At 62.3% G+C, this 20,218-nt stretch carries 17 protein-coding genes, 2 pseudogenes and 1 riboswitch; of the genes and pseudogenes, 17 read left to right on the forward strand and 2 right to left on the reverse strand.

All coding sequences use genetic code 11. The annotated features are described in order from the left end of the window. Nucleotides 1-39 precede the first annotated feature (39 nt). The gene (locus tag APH36_RS16670; protein WP_060499523.1) at nt 40-1,959 is read right to left on the reverse strand and encodes a sigma-54-dependent Fis family transcriptional regulator; all 1,920 of its coding nucleotides are present in this window, start codon (nt 1,957-1,959) and stop codon (nt 40-42) included. Nucleotides 1,960-2,215: 256 nt separating this feature from the next. Here APH36_RS16670 and APH36_RS16675 point away from each other — a divergent pair, with 256 nt between their 5' ends. From APH36_RS16675 to APH36_RS33060, 13 genes and pseudogenes are all read left to right on the forward strand, one after another. Continuing rightward, entirely contained in the window at nt 2,216-3,736 is a 1,521-nt protein-coding gene (locus tag APH36_RS16675) for an aldehyde dehydrogenase family protein (RefSeq protein ID WP_060499524.1), read from the forward strand. 114 nt (nt 3,737-3,850) lie between these two features. Further along, nucleotides 3,851-5,299 (forward strand): ethanolamine permease, encoded by a 1,449-nt coding sequence (eat, locus tag APH36_RS16680; RefSeq protein ID WP_060499525.1) that lies wholly within the window; start codon nt 3,851-3,853, stop codon nt 5,297-5,299. 46 nt (nt 5,300-5,345) lie between these two features. Beyond that, entirely contained in the window at nt 5,346-6,740 is a 1,395-nt protein-coding gene (locus APH36_RS16685; protein WP_060499526.1) for an ethanolamine ammonia-lyase subunit EutB, read from the forward strand. 8 nt (nt 6,741-6,748) lie between these two features. Continuing rightward, nucleotides 6,749-7,567, forward strand: coding sequence for an ethanolamine ammonia-lyase subunit EutC (gene eutC, locus APH36_RS16690; protein WP_060499527.1), 819 nt, complete (start codon nt 6,749-6,751; stop codon nt 7,565-7,567). Between the two features lie 108 nt (nt 7,568-7,675). Continuing rightward, the gene (locus APH36_RS16695; RefSeq protein WP_060499528.1) at nt 7,676-8,134 is read left to right on the forward strand and encodes a GNAT family N-acetyltransferase; all 459 of its coding nucleotides are present in this window, start codon (nt 7,676-7,678) and stop codon (nt 8,132-8,134) included. A 186-nt stretch (nt 8,135-8,320) separates the two neighbouring features. After that, entirely contained in the window at nt 8,321-8,968 is a 648-nt protein-coding gene (locus tag APH36_RS16700) for a DedA family protein (RefSeq protein WP_016715375.1), read from the forward strand. 9 nt (nt 8,969-8,977) lie between these two features. Then, on the forward strand, nt 8,978-9,793 hold the full coding sequence (locus APH36_RS16705) for a zinc-dependent peptidase (protein WP_060499529.1): 816 nt from the start codon (nt 8,978-8,980) through the stop codon (nt 9,791-9,793). Between the two features lie 93 nt (nt 9,794-9,886). Further along, on the forward strand, nt 9,887-10,414 hold the full coding sequence (ppa, locus tag APH36_RS16710) for an inorganic diphosphatase (protein WP_003255365.1): 528 nt from the start codon (nt 9,887-9,889) through the stop codon (nt 10,412-10,414). Between the two features lie 186 nt (nt 10,415-10,600). Continuing rightward, nucleotides 10,601-11,302: an XRE family transcriptional regulator gene (locus APH36_RS16715; protein ID WP_060499530.1), complete on the forward strand. Its 702-nt coding sequence runs from the start codon at nt 10,601-10,603 to the stop codon at nt 11,300-11,302. Nucleotides 11,303-11,706: 404 nt separating this feature from the next. After that, nucleotides 11,707-13,428 carry a copper resistance system multicopper oxidase gene (locus tag APH36_RS16720; RefSeq protein WP_060499531.1) on the forward strand — a complete coding sequence of 574 codons (1,722 nt, stop codon included), beginning with the start codon at nt 11,707-11,709 and terminating at the stop codon, nt 13,426-13,428. A 14-nt stretch (nt 13,429-13,442) separates the two neighbouring features. Beyond that, complete coding sequence (locus tag APH36_RS16725; RefSeq protein ID WP_156342157.1) at nt 13,443-14,330, forward strand: copper resistance protein B; 888 nt, start codon at nt 13,443-13,445, stop codon at nt 14,328-14,330. A gap of 9 nt (nt 14,331-14,339) precedes the next feature. Beyond that, nucleotides 14,340-14,681: pseudogene (locus APH36_RS16730) on the forward strand (cytochrome c); the annotation flags it as partial. Further along, nucleotides 14,682-14,864: pseudogene (locus tag APH36_RS33060) on the forward strand (alpha/beta hydrolase); the annotation flags it as partial. Between the two features lie 47 nt (nt 14,865-14,911). Here APH36_RS33060 and APH36_RS16735 read toward each other — a convergent pair. Continuing rightward, a complete protein-coding gene (locus APH36_RS16735) occupies nt 14,912-15,898 on the reverse strand; it encodes a zeta toxin family protein (RefSeq protein ID WP_060499533.1) in 987 nt (328 codons plus the stop codon). Nucleotides 15,899-16,056: 158 nt separating this feature from the next. Next, nucleotides 16,057-16,198, forward strand: a riboswitch (FMN riboswitch). A gap of 81 nt (nt 16,199-16,279) precedes the next feature. Here APH36_RS16735 and ribB point away from each other — a divergent pair. From ribB to dxs, 4 genes are all read left to right on the forward strand, one after another. Next, nucleotides 16,280-16,930 carry a 3,4-dihydroxy-2-butanone-4-phosphate synthase gene (ribB, locus tag APH36_RS16740; RefSeq protein WP_016715363.1) on the forward strand — a complete coding sequence of 217 codons (651 nt, stop codon included), beginning with the start codon at nt 16,280-16,282 and terminating at the stop codon, nt 16,928-16,930. 136 nt (nt 16,931-17,066) lie between these two features. Beyond that, nucleotides 17,067-17,309 (forward strand): exodeoxyribonuclease VII small subunit, encoded by a 243-nt coding sequence (locus tag APH36_RS16745; RefSeq protein WP_060499534.1) that lies wholly within the window; start codon nt 17,067-17,069, stop codon nt 17,307-17,309. After that, nucleotides 17,306-18,193 (forward strand): (2E,6E)-farnesyl diphosphate synthase, encoded by an 888-nt coding sequence (ispA, locus tag APH36_RS16750; protein WP_060499535.1) that lies wholly within the window; start codon nt 17,306-17,308, stop codon nt 18,191-18,193. The genes APH36_RS16745 and ispA overlap by 4 nt, the downstream gene beginning before the upstream one ends. 107 nt (nt 18,194-18,300) lie before the next feature. Then, nucleotides 18,301-20,196, forward strand: a complete 1,896-nt coding sequence (gene dxs / locus APH36_RS16755) for a 1-deoxy-D-xylulose-5-phosphate synthase (protein WP_060499536.1) — start codon at nt 18,301-18,303, stop codon at nt 20,194-20,196. Nucleotides 20,197-20,218: the final 22 nt, after the last annotated feature.

Below are 20,218 nucleotides of genomic sequence, written 5' to 3' on the forward strand. Positions count from 1 at the left end.
GGTAGCCCAGGGCGCGACAAATCGCACCCGCTGTTTCGCTCAGTCGGCCCTGGTGATGCCGTGTTTGCGCAGTTTTCGATACAAGGTATTGCGGCTGATGCCCAGATGCTCGGCGACACGGGTCAGGTGCCATTGTTTTGCCTCTAGCATGGCCAGCAGCGCTTGCCGTTCCGCGTCCTGCAATACCTCGGCACCCACGAATTCACCATCATTCTCGGATCCGACGCAGGCCCTGTGGGAGCGGACGATGGTTGGAAGATCCGCAAATACGATTCGGGCATCCTCGCAAAGCGCCACCAAGGTACGCAGTACATTGCGCATCTGCCGCACATTTCCCGGCCAGGCGAAGTCGAGCAGCGCCTGCCGTGCCGTGGGCTCGATATCGACCCGTTGCCCCTGCGCCTCCTGATGCAGCAAAAAGTCCAGCAGCTGCGCTTTGTCACTGCGTTCACGCACCGCCGGCAACGCCACCTCCAGGCCATTCAGGCGGTAATACAGGTCCTCGCGGAAACTGCCCTGCTCCACACGCTCCAGCAAGTCGCGGTGGGTGGCGCTGACAATACGTACATCCACCGCTTGCGGCTCGCCACCGATGGGCACCACCTGGCGCTCTTCCAGTACCCGCAGCAGGCGGGTTTGCAAGGCCAGCGGCATGTCGCCGATCTCGTCCAGCAGCAGGGTGCCGCCGTCGGCCTGCAGCAGCTTGCCGCGCATGCCTTCTTTGCGTGCTCCGGTAAAACTGCCGCCTCGGTAACCGAACAACTCGCTCTCGATCAGGCTCTCCGGGATCGAGGCACAGTTGATGGCGATGAACGGCTTGCCGCGTCGCCCGCTGGCCTGGTGCACGGCCTGGGCAAACGCTTCTTTGCCACAACCGGTTTCACCACGCAGCAACAGCGGCACGTCACGCTCGAACACCCGTACGCTGCGGCGGAATTCGTTCTGCAGAGCCGGGTCGAGCAGGCAGATGGCCGGTTCCATCGGGTGCATGGGCAAGGGTTGCGCAACAGGCACCGACCACACCGGCGCTCGGGCCTTGCCGCGCAGGCTGGCAAACACCTGGCGACCGTCAAGCGTATGCAGCGGCCAGACCGTGCTGCCAGCGGGGGTGGCGCGGCTGAACAGATCGTCGTGGCTACAGGCAAAAAAGCGCTCCACGGGTTTGCCCAGCACGCCACCGCGCACGCTGCCCAGCAGGTTCAACGCGCTCTGGTTGGCAGCACAGATCCGCCCATCGCCGTCGAACGCCAGCAGGCCTTCGCTGAACAGGCCGACCGACTCGGCCTGCAGGTGAAAACGCAGCAGCCACTGCTGCTCGAAGTGGCGCAGGAAATAACAGCTTTCAATCATCTTCGCCGACAGGTTCACCAACGCCATGGTGTGGAACTGGCTCTGGCGCGACACGTCAGGCCGTGCCGATGACACATCCAGCACCGCCAGCAGTTCGCCATGCGGGTCGAACACCGGGCTGGCCGAGCAGGTCAGGCCAGTGTGGCGGCCACGGAAATGCTCGTTCTGGTGAATGGTCAACGCCTGACGCTCGACCAGGCAGGTGCCGATGCCGTTGGTGCCCTCGCGCGCCTCGCTCCAGTCAGCGCCCAGCCACAGCCCGGCGCGCTCGAAGCTGCGCCGCTCGGTCGGCGCGCTGACACAATTCAGGATCACCCCACGGGCATCGGTCAGCAGCACCGCATGGCCGGCCCCGGAAAGCTGCTGGTGCAGGCTGTTCATTTCATGATCGGCAATTTGCAGCACCTGGCGCAGGCGCTCGCGGCTTTCCAGCAAACGCCCATGCTCAAGCACCACGGGCGCCTCGATCACCGAAGGGTCGAGGTGGTAGTCCTCCAGGCAGCGCAGCCAGGAGCGGGCGATGGACGGGTCACTGCCGCCCTCCCCAGCCCCACCATGGGCAACGGTATGCACTTGCTGGGCATGGCGAATGAAAGGATTGCTCTGCATTTGTTGTAGTTCTCCGCAGATAGAGCGTTCCGCCAGCATCCTCCACCCGGGAAGCCTTTGCAATGCACCCGCCTGTGACGTGTCGCAAATGGCACAAAGTGTCACCCCCGCGCGTACCGGGGCTGGTACAGCGGCCAATCACAGAGCCTTGGACGCTGACCCAAGTCATTGATTTGCCTGGTGTGCGAAACGCTGGCCCAACCTTTGCTCTACGCTTTCCAACTCCTCAACAAACATAACAGCCAGGAGACACACCATGCGTTACGCACATCCCGGTACCGAGGGCGCGAAGGTTTCCTTCAAGAGCCGCTACGGCAACTACATCGGTGGTGAGTTCGTTCCTCCGGTAAAGGGGCAGTACTTCGAAAATACCTCCCCGGTGAATGGCAAGCTGATCGCCGAATTCCCCCGTTCCACTGCCGAAGACATCGATAAGGCGCTCGACGCCGCCCACGCCGCTGCCGACGCCTGGGGCCGCACTTCAGTGCAGGACCGCTCCAACGTGCTGTTGAAAATCGCCGACCGCATCGAGCAAAACCTCGAACTGCTGGCGATTACCGAAACCTGGGATAACGGCAAGCCGGTCCGCGAAACCCTTAACGCCGACATTCCGCTGGCGGTCGACCACTTCCGCTACTTCGCCGGCTGCATCCGCGCCCAGGAAGGCGGCGCCGCGGAAATCAACGAAGGCACCGTGGCCTACCACATCCACGAGCCGCTGGGCGTGGTCGGGCAGATCATCCCGTGGAACTTCCCGATCCTGATGGCCGCCTGGAAACTTGCCCCGGCACTGGCCGCCGGCAACTGCGTGGTGCTCAAGCCTGCCGAACAGACCCCGCTGGGCATCACCGTGCTGGTCGAACTGATTGGCGACCTGCTGCCAAAAGGTGTGCTCAACGTGGTGCAAGGCTTTGGCCGCGAAGCCGGTGAAGCCCTGGCCACCAGCAAGCGCATTGCCAAGATTGCTTTCACCGGCTCCACCCCGGTGGGCTCGCACATCATGAAATGTGCAGCCGAAAACATCATTCCATCCACCGTGGAACTGGGCGGCAAGTCGCCGAACGTGTACTTCGAAGACATCATGCAAGCCGAACCGAGCTTCATCGAGAAGGCGGCCGAAGGCATGGTGCTGGCGTTCTTCAACCAGGGCGAAGTGTGCACCTGCCCATCCCGGGCACTGGTACAGGAGTCGATCTACCCGCAGTTCATGGAAGTAGTGATGAAGAAGGTGCTACAGATCAAACGCGGCGACCCGCTGGACACCGACACCATGGTCGGCGCCCAGGCTTCCCAGCAGCAGTTCGAGAAGATTCTGTCGTACCTGCAGATCGCCCAGGACGAAGGCGCCGAGCTTCTGACCGGCGGCAAGGTGGAAAAACTGGAAGGCTCGCTGGCCACCGGTTACTACATCCAGCCGACCCTGCTCAAGGGCAACAACAAGATGCGCGTGTTCCAGGAAGAAATCTTCGGCCCGGTGGTCAGCGTCACCACCTTCAAGGACGAAGCCGAAGCCCTGGCGATTGCCAACGACACCGAGTTCGGCCTGGGCGCCGGCGTGTGGACCCGCGACATCAACCGTGCCTACCGCATGGGTCGTGGGATCAAGGCTGGCCGCGTGTGGACCAACTGCTACCACCTGTACCCGGCGCATGCGGCGTTCGGCGGCTACAAGAAGTCCGGGGTTGGCCGTGAGACCCACAAGATGATGCTGGACCACTATCAGCAAACCAAGAACTTGCTGGTGAGCTACGACATTAACCCGCTGGGCTTCTTCTAAGCCCGTCAGCCAGAGCGGTTCGCGTGCACGAACCGCTCTGGCTCGCTTCCTGCAGTACCCATCACCATCGGCCCGGAACCCTTCCGGCCACCAAGAAAAAGAACAGGTGAAACTATGCCAAGCGATCATTCCGCCGGCTCGCCGGCAGGCTCTTCTGTCGACTTCGAAAAAGTCGGCTCGGACTATTTCCAGCAACGTGAACTGAAAAAAGGCGCCGCCGGCTGGGTACTGCTGGTCGGCCTGGGCGTGGCCTACGTCATTTCCGGCGACTATGCCGGCTGGAACTTCGGCCTGGCCCAGGGCGGCTGGGGCGGCATGTTCCTCGCCACCTTGCTGATGGCCACCATGTACCTGTGCATGTGCTTCTCGCTGGCCGAACTGTCGTCGATGATCCCCACCGCAGGCGGCGGCTACGGCTTTGCCCGCAGCGCCTTCGGCCCGTGGGGCGGCTTTCTGACCGGTACGGCGATCCTCATCGAATACGCCATCGCCCCTGCCGCCATTGCCGTGTTCATCGGCGCCTACTGCCAGTCACTGTTCGGCATCGGCGGCTGGATGATCTACCTGGTGTTCTACATCGTGTTCATCGGTATTCACATCTTCGGTGTTGGGGAAGCGTTGAAGCTGATGTTCATCATCACCGCCATCGCCGCCATCGCCCTGGCGGTGTTCCTGGTGAGCATGGTGCCCCATTTTGATGCAGCCAACTTGTTCGACATCGCCAAAACGGACGCGGTGGGCGCCAGCAGCTTCCTGCCGTTCGGTTATGTGGGCGTGTGGGCGGCCATTCCATATGCCATCTGGTTCTTCCTGGCTGTCGAAGGTGTGCCACTGGCCGCCGAAGAAACCAAGAACCCCAAGCGTGACCTGCCACGCGGCCTGATCGGTGCCATGCTGGTACTGTTGGCCTTCGCCCTGCTGATTCTGGTCGTCGGCCCCGGCGGTGCAGGCTCCGAAGCACTGAAAGCGTCCGGTAACCCGCTGGTCGAGGCACTGTCCAAAGCCTATGGCGGCAGCACCTGGATGGGCGGCTTCGTCAACCTGGTCGGCCTGGCCGGGCTGATCGCCAGCTTCTTCTCGATCATCTACGCCTATTCCCGGCAGATCTTCGCGCTGTCCCGCGCCGGCTATCTGCCACGCAAACTGTCGGAAACCAACAAAAGCAAGGCGCCGGTACTGGCCTTGATCATCCCCGGCATCATCGGCTTTGCCCTGTCGCTGACCGGCCAGGGTGACCTGCTGATTCTGGTCGCCGTATTCGGCGCTACCCTGTCTTATGTGCTGATGATGGCCGCGCACATCACCCTGCGCATCCGCCGGCCGAAGATGGAACGCCCATACCGCACCCCCGGTGGCATCTTTACCTCGGGCGTGGCGCTGGTGCTGGCCTGCATCGCTGTGATTGCCGGCTTCCTGGTCGACCCACGGGTGGTGATTGGCGCCGCAGTGATCTATGCGGTATTAATTGCCTACTTTGCTTTCTACAGCCGCCATCACCTGGTTGCGGGCACACCGGAAGAGGAATTCGCCGCGATCCAGAAGGCCGAAGAGGCCCTGCACTGATCGCCGCCACCCGCCGCAGGGCAACCTGCGGCTCTGGAGATTCTGTATGGCAAGTTTCGTACACACGGTCGGTCACCTGGTCTACCGCTTCGACAGCCTCAAGGAAGTGATGGCCAAGGCCAGCCCGGCGCGCTCCGGGGACTACCTGGCAGGCGTTGCGGCCAGCAACGACGGCGAACGCGTCGCCGCGCAGATGGCGCTGGCCAATATCCCGCTGACGCACTTTCTCAATGAAGCGCTGATCCCTTACGAAGATGACGAGGTTACCCGCCTTATCGTCGATACCCACGATGCCCAAGCGTTCGCACCGGTCAGCCACCTGACCGTGGGCGGCCTGCGTGACTGGCTGCTGAGCGAAGAGGCCGATGAACACAGCCTGCGCGCCCTGGCGCCCGGGCTGACACCGGAAATGGCAGCAGCGGTCTCGAAGATCATGCGTGTGCAGGACCTGGTGCTGGTAGCGCAGAAGATCCGCGTGGTTACTCGTTTTCGCGGTACCATGGGCCTGCGCGGGCGCCTGTCGACCCGGCTGCAGCCCAACCACCCGACCGACGAGCCGGCCGGTATCGCCGCCAGCATTCTCGACGGCCTGCTGTACGGCAACGGCGATGCCATGATCGGCATCAACCCGGCTACCGACAGCATCGCCTCGATCTGCGCCCTGCTGGAAATGCTCGACGCCATCATCCAGCGTTACGACATCCCTACACAGGCCTGCGTGCTGACCCACGTCACCACCTCGATCGAGGCGATCAACCGTGGCGTGCCGCTGGACCTGGTGTTCCAGTCCATCGCCGGTACCGAGGCGGCCAACGCCGGGTTTGGCATCAACCTGAACGTGCTGCAGGAAGGCTACGAAGCGGGCCTGTCGCTGAAGCGCGGCACCCTCGGGCAAAACCTGATGTACTTCGAAACCGGCCAGGGCAGCGCGCTGTCGGCCAACGCCCATCATGGGGTCGACCAGCAAACCTGCGAAACCCGCGCCTATGCCGTGGCCCGCCACTTCAAGCCGTTTCTGGTCAACACTGTGGTCGGCTTCATCGGCCCGGAGTACCTGTACAACGGGAAGCAGATCATCCGCGCCGGCCTGGAAGACCACTTCTGCGGCAAGCTGCTGGGCGTGCCGATGGGCTGCGATATCTGCTACACCAACCACGCCGAAGCCGACCAGGACGACATGGACACCCTGCTGACCCTGCTGGGGGTGGCCGGGATCAACTTCATCATGGGCATCCCCGGTTCCGACGACATCATGCTCAACTACCAGACCACCTCGTTCCACGACGCGCTGTACGCACGCCAGACCCTGGGCCTGAAGCCCGGGCCGGAATTCGAAGCGTGGCTGGCCCGCACCGGCATCTTCACCCAGGCCGATGGCCGGGTGCGCTTTGGTGACAACCTGCCGCCGGCCTTCCGCCAGGCCTTGGCACAGCTTGCATAGGGATGACGATGGACCCTCGCACACCTACCCCCGACAACCCTTGGCTGGCCCTGCGCACCCTGACCCCGGCACGCATCGCCCTAGGCCGCACCGGCACCAGCCTGCCGACCGGGGCGCAGCTGGACTTCCAGTTCGCCCATGCCCAGGCCCGCGATGCCGTGCACCTGGCCTTCGACCACGCCGGCCTGGCGACCCAACTGAGTGACCGTGGCCGTGACAGCCTGGTACTGCACAGTGCCGCCAGCGACCGCCACCAGTACCTGCAGCGCCCGGACCTGGGCCGGCGGCTCAACGAAGACTCGATTGCCACCCTGCGCCAGCACGCACAGGCCAACCCCGGCGGCGTCGACCTGGCCATCGTGGTTGCCGATGGCCTGTCGGCGCTGGCTGTTCATCGCCACACCCTGCCGTTCCTGAGCCGTTTCGAGGAGCAAGCGGCGGCTGATGGCTGGACCAGCGCCCCTGTGGTGCTGGTGCAGCAGGGCCGCGTGGCAGTGGCAGACGAGGTCGGCGAACTGCTGGGCGCACGGATGACCGTGATGCTGATCGGCGAACGCCCAGGGCTCAGCTCACCAGACAGCCTGGGCCTGTATTTCACCTACGCGCCGAAGGTCGGCCTGACCGATGCCTACCGTAACTGCATTTCCAACATCCGCCTGGAGGGCCTGAGCTATGGCATGGCGGCGCACCGCTTGCTGTACCTGATGCGCGAAGCCTGCAAACGCCAGCTTTCCGGGGTGAATCTGAAGGACGAAGCCGAGGTCCATAGCCTGGAGAGTGAAGACAGCGCCAACCAGAAAGGCAACTTCCTGCTCGGCAAAGGGTAAAAAACATGTCACGGAAGGCGGATTGCACTTGTGACGCGCATTGGGCAGCATGCCCTTGAACGCTGCAGGCATTCCGCTGTTTCCCTAAATGGACTCTGAGGGCCGCACATGCGCATCATCAAGGCAACCCTGGAACACCTCGACCTGCTCACGCCACTGTTCGTCAGATACCGTGAGTTCTATGGGCAGTTGCCCTACCCCGACAGCTCGCGCAACTTTCTGGAAAAGCGCCTGAAACGGGATGAATCGGTGATCTACCTGGCGCTACCGGATGATGACGACAGCAAGCTGATGGGCTTCTGCCAGTTGTACCCCAGCTACTCGTCGCTATCGCTGAAGCGGGTATGGATACTCAACGACATCTACGTGGCCGAAGACTCGCGGCGCATGCTGGTGGCTGACCACCTGATGCGTGAGGCGAAGAAAATGGCGAAAGAGACCAACGCCGTGCGCATGCGGGTTTCGACCAGCGCGGACAATGAGGTCGCGCACAAGACTTACGAATCCATCGGGTTTCGTGAAGATACCGAGTTCAAGAGCTACATCCTGCCGATCACCCAGGATTGACTGTACCGGCCTCTTCGCGGGTAAACCCGCGAAGAGGCCGGTACAGGAATACCCCCGCCGTAACCCCCCGCTACAAACTCCCCGGGCATGTTCGCGACTTAGCCGTATAATGCCCCATCTGTCATGTGTGAAAATTTACCCATCCCCAGGTAACCGAGCCTACGCCCCAGAACACAGGTGCTGTACATGGATTTCAACCCGCTGGACCTTATCCTGCATCTCGATGCCTACCTCGATCTGCTGGTCACCAATTACGGTCCCTGGATCTACGCCATCCTGTTCACCGTCATTTTCTGTGAAACAGGGCTGGTGGTAATGCCTTTCCTGCCAGGCGATTCGCTGCTGTTCATCGCTGGCGCCGTGGCCGCTGGTGGTGGCATGGACCCGGTGCTGCTGGCCGGCCTGCTGATGGCTGCCGCCATTCTGGGGGACAGTACCAACTACGTGATAGGGCGAACGGCCGGCGAGCGGTTGTTCAACAACCCCAACTCGAAAATCTTCCGCCGCGATTACCTGCAGCGTACCCACGACTTCTACGAACGCCACGGCGGCAAGACCGTGACCATGGCGCGCTTCCTGCCCATCCTGCGTACCTTTGCACCGTTCGTCGCCGGCATCGCACACATGCATTACCCACGCTTCCTCGGTTTCAGCATCGCCGGTTCGCTGCTGTGGGTGGGAGGCCTGGTTACCCTGGGTTACTTCTTCGGTAACGTGCCGTTCATCAAGCAACACCTGTCGCTGATGGTGGTGGGCATCATCATCCTGTCGCTGGTGCCGATGATCCTCGGCCTGCTGCGCGGCCGCCTGGGCCGGGCCGCCAAGGCTCACTGACCGCCACTCATGTGGTCGTTCAGCGCCTGGCGGCGCAAGCGCACCCTGGCGCGCTACCCCATCTCCCCCCAGCAATGGCAGGCTGTACGCGAGCGCCTGCCGATGCTGGACGGCATCAGTGACGCCGAAGACCACTGGCTGCGCGAAGCCTGCATCCTGTTCCTGCTCGACAAGCACCTCACCTGCCTGCCCGGCGTCGAACTGGACGACGAGCAGCGCCTGCTGCTGGCCGCCCAGGCGCAACTGCCACTGCTGCACCTGGGCGAGCTGAACTGGTATCAGGGCTTCCACGAAATTATCCTGTACCCCGACGACTTCAAAAGCCCCCAGCGCCACCGCGATGCCAGTGGCGTGGAGCACGTCTGGGACGGCGAGCACAGCGGCGAAGCCTGGCAGCAGGGGCCGATCATCCTGGCCTGGAACGGCGTGCTGGCCAGTGGCGGCTGGGAGGCCTACAACCTCGTCATCCATGAGCTGGCGCACAAGCTCGACATGCTCAATGGCGATGCCAACGGCCTGCCCCCGCTGCACAGCGGCATGCCGGTGGATGAGTGGGCAACGGCCATGCAACAGGCCTACGACGACCTCAACCGCCAGCTGGACGCCAACCCCGACGCCGAAACCGCCATCGACCCCTATGCCGCGGAAAACCCGGCAGAATTCTTTGCTGTCACCAGCGAATACTTCTTTAGTGCCCCCGACCTGCTGCAGCAGGCTTATCCATTGGTCTACCGCCAGTTGTCGCTGTTCTACCGGCAAGACCCGCTGGCGCGCCTGCGCCGGCTACAGGCAGAACACCCCGAATACCGCGAAAGCCACGCCTGACGGGGCCGCACATCAGGCCAGGCGTGGCATGCCCCGGCAGAATGTGCCTATAATCGCCGCCACTTTTTTGGTCAAACACGGGGGCACTGCCCAATGAGCTACAGCAAGATTCCGGCGGGCAAAGACCTGCCGAACGACATCTACGTCGCCATCGAGATCCCGGCCAACCACGCGCCGATCAAATACGAGATCGACAAGGACAGCGACACCCTGTTCGTCGACCGTTTCATGGCTACCCCAATGTTCTACCCAGCCAACTACGGCTTCATCCCGAACACCCTGGCTGACGACGGTGACCCGTTGGACGTGCTGGTTGTTACCCCTTACCCGGTAGCGCCAGGCTCGGTTATCCGCGCCCGTCCGGTTGGCGTGCTGAACATGACCGACGACGGCGGCGGCGACGCCAAGGTCATCGCTGTTCCTCACGACAAGCTGTCGCAGCTGTACGTTGACGTGAAAGAATACACCGACCTGCCAGCCCTGCTGATCCAGCAGATCGAGCACTTCTTTGCCAACTACAAAGATCTCGAGAAGGGCAAGTGGGTCAAGATCGAAGGCTGGGAAGGCGCCGACGCCGCCCGTGCCGCGATCACCAAATCGGTTGCTGCCTACAAAGGCTGATACCGGTTGCAGGAAGAACCCCGCCATGGCGGGGTTTTTTTATGCCTGAACGGGCGATGCTCAGGTTGCTGGTAATAAATCCTACGCAGTCCTACATCAACTCCCTACAAACCACCCCTTTTCGTACAACCCCTGTCAACACCCGGTTCATATGCTTGCTGCCCCCCCGCCGCTACACTCGCCAGCATGAACACTTCCGGCGACCGCCTCAAAGCCCTGCTCCACGAATGTGGCCTGACCCCTTCCGATTTTGCCGCCCAACGCAGCGTCACACCGCAGCACGTCAACAACTGGTTCAAACGGGGTGTGCCTTTGGCCCGGCTGGACGAACTGGCCGACTTGTTCTGCGTGCATCGCCGTTGGCTACGCACCGGAGAAGGGCCCAAACATCCCAACCCGATCCTGCGCAGCGGCGCGCCCCGGCCGACGCCCGTCAACCCGCCCTCTCCGCTGTCGGTGGAACATGGCCGGGCAGTTAAGGTGCCCTACTACCAGTTGCAACAAGGCCTGCTGTCGCCGGTGGCCAGCAAACACCTGCGCTTGCCGGCAAAAGCGTTGAGGGGGCTGGGTGTGCATGCTGCCAATGCGATCTGCCTGGCGATGCCGGCCAGCAACATGCTGCCGCTGATTCCGCTGAATGCCAGCCTGGCCATCGACCTGGGCATGACCCGAGTGGTAGAGGGCGAAACCTATGCCCTGCTGCACAACGGCATGCTCAGGGTGAACAACCTCAGCCTTGGCCAGCACGGTACGCTGTACCTGCACAGCCATGACCGGCGCAACTACGCAGTCGAACGCTACACCCCCGCACAGTGCCAGGCGCAGGGCCTGGAAATTCTTGGCTGGGTGTTTCACTGGTCGCATTTCCGCCAACAGCGGCCTGGCTGAAACACCCTGTGCCATTTTTTGCTGGGCATCCTGCGCGTGCCCTTGTATGCTACGCGGCACATTCAGCCCCGACCTGCGCAAGCCGCGGTCCAGAGGGCTCTGGCGATATCCCACACGGGCATCTGCCATTTCTTTCAGGCCCTTGATGGCCACTCAGTTAAGGCGATTGCGGCTTACCATAAATTAGTCGGAAGCGTCCCCGAGAAGCCGGCCACAAGCCGGCTTTTTAATGCCTCGCCGAAAGCCATCCCAAGCCCTCTGCAGCCTGCCTCCCCCCTTCGAGAAGCTGACGAAAAAGTAATGTCGAACTCAGTTTTCTGACAGCGGCAACTCGCTAGTTTGGTCGTGGGCTGCGACATCCAGCAGCCAGGATATCCGCACTCCACACGACTGGACGCAACGGCATGCAAAGCAAAACCACAAGACGCACCTTCGTCAAAGGCCTGGCCGCTACCGGACTGCTCGGCGGGTTGGGCATGTGGCGCACGCCGGTGTGGGCCTTGAACAGCCCTGGCCAGCCAACCGTGCTGACGGGCAGCGACTTCGACCTGTACATCGGTGAACTGCCGGTCAATATCACCGGCACAACGCGCACAGCGATGGCCATCAACGGCTCTATACCTGGCCCAACGCTTCGCTGGCGCGAAGGCGATACCGTTACGCTTCGCGTGCGCAACCGTTTGAAGCAGGACACCTCCATCCACTGGCACGGCATCATCCTGCCGGCCAACATGGATGGCGTGCCTGGCCTGAGCTTCGATGGCATCGCCCCGGATGGCCTGTATGAGTACAGGTTCAAAGTCCATCAGAACGGCACCTACTGGTACCACAGCCATTCAGGCTTCCAGGAACAGGTTGGGGTGTACGGCGCGCTGGTCATCGATGCGAAAGAACCCGAGCCGTTCACCTATGACCGGGATTACGTGGTGATGCTCAGCGACTGGACGGATGAAGACCCTGCCCGGGTGCTGTCCAAGCTCAAGAAACAGTCTGACTACTACAACTTCCACAAACGGACGGTGGGTGATTTCGTCAACGACGTGTGCGAAATGGGCTGGTCCGCTGCGGTGGCTGATCGCACGATGTGGGCCGAAATGAACATGAGCCCCACCGATCTCGCGGACGTGAGCGGGTACACCTACACCTACCTCATGAATGGCCAGACACCGGGCGGCAACTGGACGGGGATATTCAAGCCTGGCGAAAAAATTCGCCTGCGCTTCATCAACGGCTCCGCCATGACGTATTTCGACGTGCGTATTCCCGGCCTGAAGATGACCGTGGTTGCGGCGGATGGGCAATATGTGAAGCCGGTATCGGTCGACGAGTTCCGTATCGCGGTTGCTGAAACCTACGATGTGATTGTCGAGCCCGAAGATGAGCAGGCATACACCCTCTTTGCTCAATCCATGGACCGTACCGGCTATGCCAGGGGAACGTTGGTTGTCCGCGAAGGCTTGCAAGCGGCTGTTCCAGCTGTTGATCCACGCCCGCTGATTTCCATGAGCGACATGGGTATGGATCACAGCGGCATGGCGGGGATGGACCATGGCAGCATGGCCGGCATGGACCACAGCCAGATGGCCGGCATGAGTGGGGCCATGCAGCGCCATCCTGACTCAGAGACCAACAACCCCTTGGTCGACATGCAGACGATGAGCCCGACGCCGAAACTGAGCGACCCGGGCATCGGGCTGCGTAACAACGGCCGCCGTGTGCTGACCTATGCGGACCTGCGCAGCACCTTCATTGATCCCGACGGCCGAGAACCTGGCCGCACCCTCGCGTTGCACCTCACAGGCCACATGGAAAAGTTCGCCTGGTCGTTCGACGGGGTCAAGTTTTCCGATGCCGAGCCGCTGCGTCTCAAATACGGGGAGCGCCTTCGTATCACCTTGGTCAACGACACCATGATGACTCACCCCATCCACCTTCATGGTATGTGGAGCGACCTGGAGGATGAGAACGGCAACTTCATGGTGCGCAAGCACACCATCGACATGCCGCCTGGCTCGAAGCGAAGTTACCGCGTGACTGCGGATGCCTTGGGGCGCTGGGCCTATCACTGCCACCTGCTGTTCCACATGGAAATGGGCATGTTCCGAGAAGTCCGCGTGGACGAATGAGCGGGAAGTCCGAGATGAAAAAACCTATGAAGCAAAGCGCAATTTTCCTCTCTGCTACCACCGCAGGCCTGCTGGCTGTCTACGCCCCGTCGTCGTGGTCCAGCGACAACCATGGCGCGATGAAGGGCATGGATCATAGAAGCATGGATCACTCGAAGATGAACCATGGTGCTGCCACCCCTGCGACGACCAGCCGAACGCCGATTCCCGAATTGACGGATGCAGACCGGCAGGCGGCATTCCCCCCGCTGGGAGGGCATCAGGTGCACGACAGCGCACTCAATAGCCTCTTCTTGCTGGACCAGCTTGAGTATCAGGATGCAGACGAGGGAAGCACCCTGGCCTGGGATGCTACCGGGTGGGTCGGCGGCGATATCAACCGGGTGTGGTTTCGCTCCGAAGGCGAACGCACCAACGGCGTCACCGAAGATGCCGAGTTGCAGTTGCTCTATGGCCGCGCTGTCAGCCCCTGGTGGGATGTGGTTGCCGGGGTGCGCCAGGATTTCAAACCGCAATCCCCGCAGACCTGGGCTGCATTCGGTATCCAGGGCATGGCGCTTTACGGCTTCGAGGCCGAAGCCACCGCGTTCCTGGGTGAGAACGGTCAAACCGCCGCGCGCCTGGAAGGCGACTACGACATTCTGCTGACCAATCGCCTGATTCTTCAGCCCACCGCCGAAGCCAATTTCTATGGCAAGAACGACCCTGAGCGCGGTGTGGGCTCTGGCCTGGCCAATACGGAGGTCGGGCTGCGGCTACGGTATGAAATTGTTCGCCAGTTCGCACCTTACATAGGCATCACCTGGAACCGTTCCTATGGCAGAACGGCCGATTTCATCCGCGACGAGGGCGGCGATGTGGATGAAGCGCGTTTCATTGCCGGCATCCGCATGTGGTTTTGAGAGCCCGAGATGAAAAAAACAATTACAACGCTTGCAGCAGCAGGCGCCGTCGCCGGTGCCGGCGTATTGGGCGCAGCTGACTTTGGCCTGGTGAACGTCGGGGCTGATGATCCCCATTTCCCGGCCGTGCATGCCTTTCTGGCCATGGCCAGGGATCGGTCCATCGAGGTACGGGCCAGGGATATCGAGGTACCGAACCTCAAGAATGAAAACCTGATTCGCATCGGCGCCGGTAACTACAACGCCATGTGCATTGGTTGCCATCTGGCCCCTGGCGTCGAAAAGACCGAGCTGAGCCAAGCGCTGTACCCGTCGCCCCAAGATCCGAGCAAGCTCGGCGCCAGCGGTGACCGGGGCAGCGAAGAACCCTCGAAACCCAGGGCGCAGCTTAAAGGCGATGTCGAGAAGCCCGCGCGCGAGCTGGCGGCGGATCTGGCCAAGGTAAAAAGCCTTCAGGTGCGCTTCGAACGGTTCGATGGGCTGGATCATGGGCAAATGCTGGGGGCTTCCTTGAACGCGGTGATCGAGCAGTAGGCCAGATAACAGGGAATCCCGCTCCGGCCTGCTGCTCCGTCGCATCGTCAAGGATAGATGTACTTGAGCACGTACTGGCTCAGCTCACGGAAGGCATCCCTGGGAATCCGGGCTACAAGATCTGGTGTCCGGCCAAGCGTCTTGCAGCATGCCGCGACCATCTGCTGGCGCACCGGCTCATCGAGCATGCTGGCATGCACAACCTGGAAGAACTGAAGGTAAACGCCAGAACCACTGCCCTCAGGGCTGCGCCGGATTTCAACAGGTGTGTCGTGGTAAGGCGCCCGGAAGAACGGCTGGCCATCGTAGTCCGCCTGTGGGGTCAGCACACCCTGGGCATCACACCGGCTGTGACACAGCACTTTGCTCTGCTGATCCGTCTCGAAGCCTCGTTCATAAAGCGTCACTTGCGACCCGGGTGCCTGTAGGCAGGCACTTTCAAAAGCGTTCAGGATCTTCCGGGCATTCGCCTGGGAAGCCTGGATCTGCGACAACGCCACGAACCGCTCGATTTCACCCTTGACGACACTTTTAACGCCACGGTCGAGGGTTGCCCAGTGGCTGAACTCCTCTTTGCAGGCAATCATGTGAATCTCGAAGCGGTAACCTGCCTCTACGGCAGCAGGCGGGAAACCGGCGAACGCTTCATCGTCCAGTGCCGACTCCATGATGATGTTGTAGCGGTTGGCGAAGGCATACTCGAAAACCTTGCCGCTCAGCGCTCTGACGAAGGCTTCGGTGTGTTGGTAAACATGCAACACACCGTGCTCGCTCATCTGTGCGTAGTGCGGGTGCAGTTTGCGGAACTCAGGCAAATAAAGCCGCACATGGTTCTCGTAGCGCTTGCTGGGTAGCAACTGCTTCTCCAGCAAGTAAGTCTTGCCCGACCCTTGCGCCCCCGCAACGATTAGCATGTTCGGGGTGGGGTCACTGTCAGGCCCATCAGCCTCACGTGCCTTGTCGAAGAGCGTGTTGTCGAGCACGGCAAAGGCATCTGTCACGTCGTTGGCAGTGAACGGGTAAAGCGTGGCCATATCTGCAATCCTCAAGTATCTGCCCCAAGCGGGCTGCCCGGCACTTTAGAAGTTGCGATGACGTACCGTGTGGTAGATGGCTATGGCATCTCTGGCCAGCCCGCCGAAGGTCGTAGACGCGTGGGTTGCCAGTGAGGTGGCCATGTGCGTTATGCTTGGCCGGTCTTCAGGGCGGGGTGAAAGTCCCCACCGGCGGTAAATCGAAAGATGAGCCCGCGAGCGCCCCGGCCATGCCGGGGGTCAGCAGATCTGGTGCGACTCCAGAGCCGACGGTCACAGTCCGGATGAAAGAAGGCGTCAGGCAGGGGCCTATCCGGGCGCCCCTGCGCGCGCATTTTGTTCGCCCCGAGACGTTCATCGATCATTCACGAGGAGCGTTTCATGTCCACCCTTCACCACCCGCAATTCCCCAATGTTTCTGCCGCCATCGCCGCCTTCCAGGCCGGGCGCCCTGTATTGCTGCTTGATGATGACGACCGCGAAGACGAAGCGGACATCATTGCGGCTGCCGAAAACATCACGCTGCAGACCATGGCCATGATGATCCGCGACTGCAGCGGCATCGTCTGCCTGTGCCTGGACGAAGCCACCGTTGACGAACTGCAACTGGCGCCGATGGTGCAGAACAACCAGGCCCGCCACGGCACCGGTTTCACCGTCACCATCGAAGCGGCAGAAGGCATCACCACCGGGGTTTCTGCCCAGGACCGCATCACCACCATTGGCGCAGCATTGCGTTCCAGCGCCGAACAACGCCATATCGTCAGCCCAGGGCATGTGTTCCCGCTGCGCGCCCGCAATGGCGGGGTGTTGACCCGCCGTGGGCACACTGAAGGCTCGGTGGACCTGGCACGCCTGGCCGGCCTGCGCCCTGCGGCGGTGCTGTGCGAGCTGATGAACCCCGATGGCAGCATGGCCCGTGGCGAGCAGGTAGCGGTGTATGCGCGGCAGTACAACTTGCCGGTGCTGACCATCGAGGAGCTGGCGCGGTATCGGGAGGCGATGCTGGAGCGGGAAGCCGAGCCTGCCTGATAGATCACCTTGGGGCCATTCGCGGGTTTACCCGCGAAAGGGCCTGTGAAACCCGCCTCATTACCCCTGAAGTTTGCTCCCCCCGCCCCGCTCTGCTAGTGTCGCGCCGTTCTGACATGCCACCGAGACAGTCGCCATGGCCCGCAAAAAAGCCTCCCTCGATTTCGAGCAATCCCTCGCAGACCTGCAAGCACTGGTCGAGCGCCTGGAGAACGGCGAGTTGTCGCTGGAAGAGTCGCTGGCCGCCTTCGAGCAAGGCATCGCCCTGACCCGTGATTGCCAAAGTGCCCTGGCCCAGGCCGAACAGAAGGTCCAAATTCTGCTGGAGCGCGATGGCGAGCTGGCTGCCCAGCCCTTCGACGCGGAGCCAGAAGCATGATCGGCACCTACCAGGCCAGTTGCCAGGCGCGTGTCGACGCAGCCCTCGAACCCCTGTTCGTCGCCCCGACCAAAGAGCTGGAACGCCTTTATGCCGCCATGCGCTACAGCGTGATGAACGGCGGCAAGCGTGTGCGCCCATTGCTGGCCTATGCAGCCTGCGAAGCCCTGGGTGCCCCGGCCGAACAAGCCAACGGCGCAGCCTGCGCGGTCGAACTGATTCACGCTTATTCGCTGGTGCATGACGACCTGCCGGCCATGGACGACGACGACCTGCGTCGCGGCCAGCCGACCACTCACAAAGCCTTCGATGAAGCCTGCGCCATTCTGGCTGGCGACGGCTTGCAGAGCCTAGCGTTCAGCGCCCTGCTCGACCCGCGCCTGAGCCCGCAGAGCGACAGCATTCGACTGGCCATGGTCCAGGCCTTGGCCAAAGCTGCCGGCCCGGCTGGTATGGTCGGTGGCCAAGCCATCGACCTCGGCTCGGTTGGCCTGAAGCTGGACCAGCAGGCGCTGGAGTTCATGCACCGGCACAAGACTGGCGCGCTGATTGAAGCCAGCGTACGTCTCGGAGCCCTGGCCAGCGCCCATGCGGAACAGGCGCAGCTGGATGCCCTGCAAACTTACGCACAGGCTATCGGCCTGGCATTCCAGGTGCAGGACGACATCCTCGACGTTGAAAGCGACACCGCCACCCTGGGCAAACGCCAGGGCGCTGACATAGCCCGTGACAAACCGACCTACCCGGCACTGCTAGGGCTGGAAGCGGCCAAGACCTATGCGATCGAACTGCGCGACCAGGCGCTGGTCGCACTGGATGGGTTCGGCGAAAAGGCCGAGCCGCTGCGGGCGTTGGCGCGCTACATTGTCGAACGCCGTAACTGATTGATTGGGGCTGCAGAGCGGCCCCAACTGCCACCCGCATGAATGGGCAGCTTTTCCTACAATGGGGTAAACTGCCGCGTCTTCACACACCTATAACGACTCGCCTGATGCCCACGACGTTTCAAGAGATCCCCCGCGAACGCCCGGTCACGCCGTTGCTCGACCGCGCTGACACGCCTGCCGGCCTGCGCCGGCTGGCCGAAGCCGACCTGGAGACCCTGGCCGACGAACTGCGCCAGGAACTGCTCTACACCGTGGGTCAGACCGGTGGGCATTTTGGTGCCGGCCTGGGCGTGATCGAGCTGACCATCGCCCTGCACTACGTATTCGACACCCCGGACGACCGACTGGTGTGGGACGTCGGCCACCAGGCCTACCCGCACAAGATCCTCACCGGGCGCCGTAACCGCATGCTCAGCCTGCGCCAGAAGGACGGTATCGCCGCCTTCCCGCGCCGCAGCGAAAGCGAGTACGACACCTTTGGCGTTGGCCACTCCAGCACCTCGATCAGCGCCGCACTGGGCATGGCCATTGCCGCCCGCCTGCAAAACAGCGCACGCAAGTCGATTGCGGTGATCGGGGATGGTGCGCTGACCGCCGGTATGGCCTTCGAGGCGTTGAACCACGCCCAGGAAGTCAACGCCGACATGCTGGTGATCCTCAACGACAACGACATGTCGATTTCGCGCAATGTCGGTGGCCTGTCCAACTACCTGGCCAAGATTCTCTCCAGCCGCACCTACTCGAGCATGCGCGAAGGCAGCAAGAAAGTGCTGTCGCGCCTGCCCGGCGCCTGGGAAATTGCCCGTCGCACCGAGGAGTACGCCAAGGGCATGCTCGCCCCCGGGACCCTGTTCGAAGAGCTGGGCTGGAACTACATCGGCCCGATCGACGGCCACGACCTGCCGACCATGATCGCCACCCTGCGCAACATGCGAGACCTGAAAGGCCCGCAGTTCCTGCATGTGGTGACCAAGAAGGGCAAGGGCTTCGCCCCGGCCGAGATTGACCCGATCGGCTACCACGCCATCACCAAGCTGGAGCCGGCCGACAAGCCTGCCGCGCCGAAAAAAGCCAGCGGGCCGAAATATTCTGCCGTGTTCGGCCAGTGGCTGTGCGACATGGCTGCCGCCGACAACCGCCTGGTGGGCATTACCCCGGCGATGAAGGAAGGCTCGGATCTTGTAGCCTTCAGCGAGCGCTACCCAGAACGTTACTTCGACGTAGCGATTGCCGAGCAGCACGCCGTCACCCTGGCAGCCGGTATGGCCTGCGAGGGCAGCAAGCCGGTGGTGGCGATCTACTCCACCTTCCTGCAGCGCGCCTACGACCAGCTGATCCACGACGTGGCGGTGCAGAACCTCGACGTACTGTTCGCCATCGACCGCGCCGGCCTGGTTGGCGAAGACGGCCCGACTCACGCGGGCAGCTACGACTTGTCGTACCTGCGCTGCATCCCAGGCATGCTGGTGATGACCCCGAGCGACGAGAACGAGCTGCGCAAGATGCTTAGCACCGGCCACCTGTACAACGGTCCGGCGGCTGTTCGCTACCCGCGTGGCACCGGCCCGAATGCGCCGATCAGCGGCGACCTCGAACCGCTGGAAATCGGCAAGGGCGTGGTTCGTCGCCAAGGTGAGAACGTCGCCCTTCTGGTGTTTGGTGTTCAACTGGCCGAGGCCATGCAAGTGGCCGAGCAGATCAACGCGACTGTGCTCGACATGCGTTTCGTCAAGCCGCTGGACGAAGCCTTGGTGCTGGAGCTGGCTGGCAGCCACTCGCTGCTGGTGACCATTGAAGAGAACGCCATCATGGGTGGCGCGGGTGCTGCGGTGGGTGAGTTCCTTGCCAACGAAGCCGTGGTCAAACCGTTGCTGCACCTGGGGCTGCCGGACATCTATGTCGAGCATGCCAAGCCTGCGCAAATGCTGGCTGAGTGTGGGCTGGATGCAGCGGGGATCGAAGCTTCGGTGAAGGCCCGCATGGCCAAGCTCGGCCTCTAGGGCCTATTCGCGGGCACGCCCG

Origin of the sequence: Pseudomonas sp. NBRC 111133, assembly GCF_001320605.1 — a bacterium.
Classification (GTDB): Bacteria; Pseudomonadota; Gammaproteobacteria; order Pseudomonadales; family Pseudomonadaceae; genus Aquipseudomonas; species Aquipseudomonas monteilii.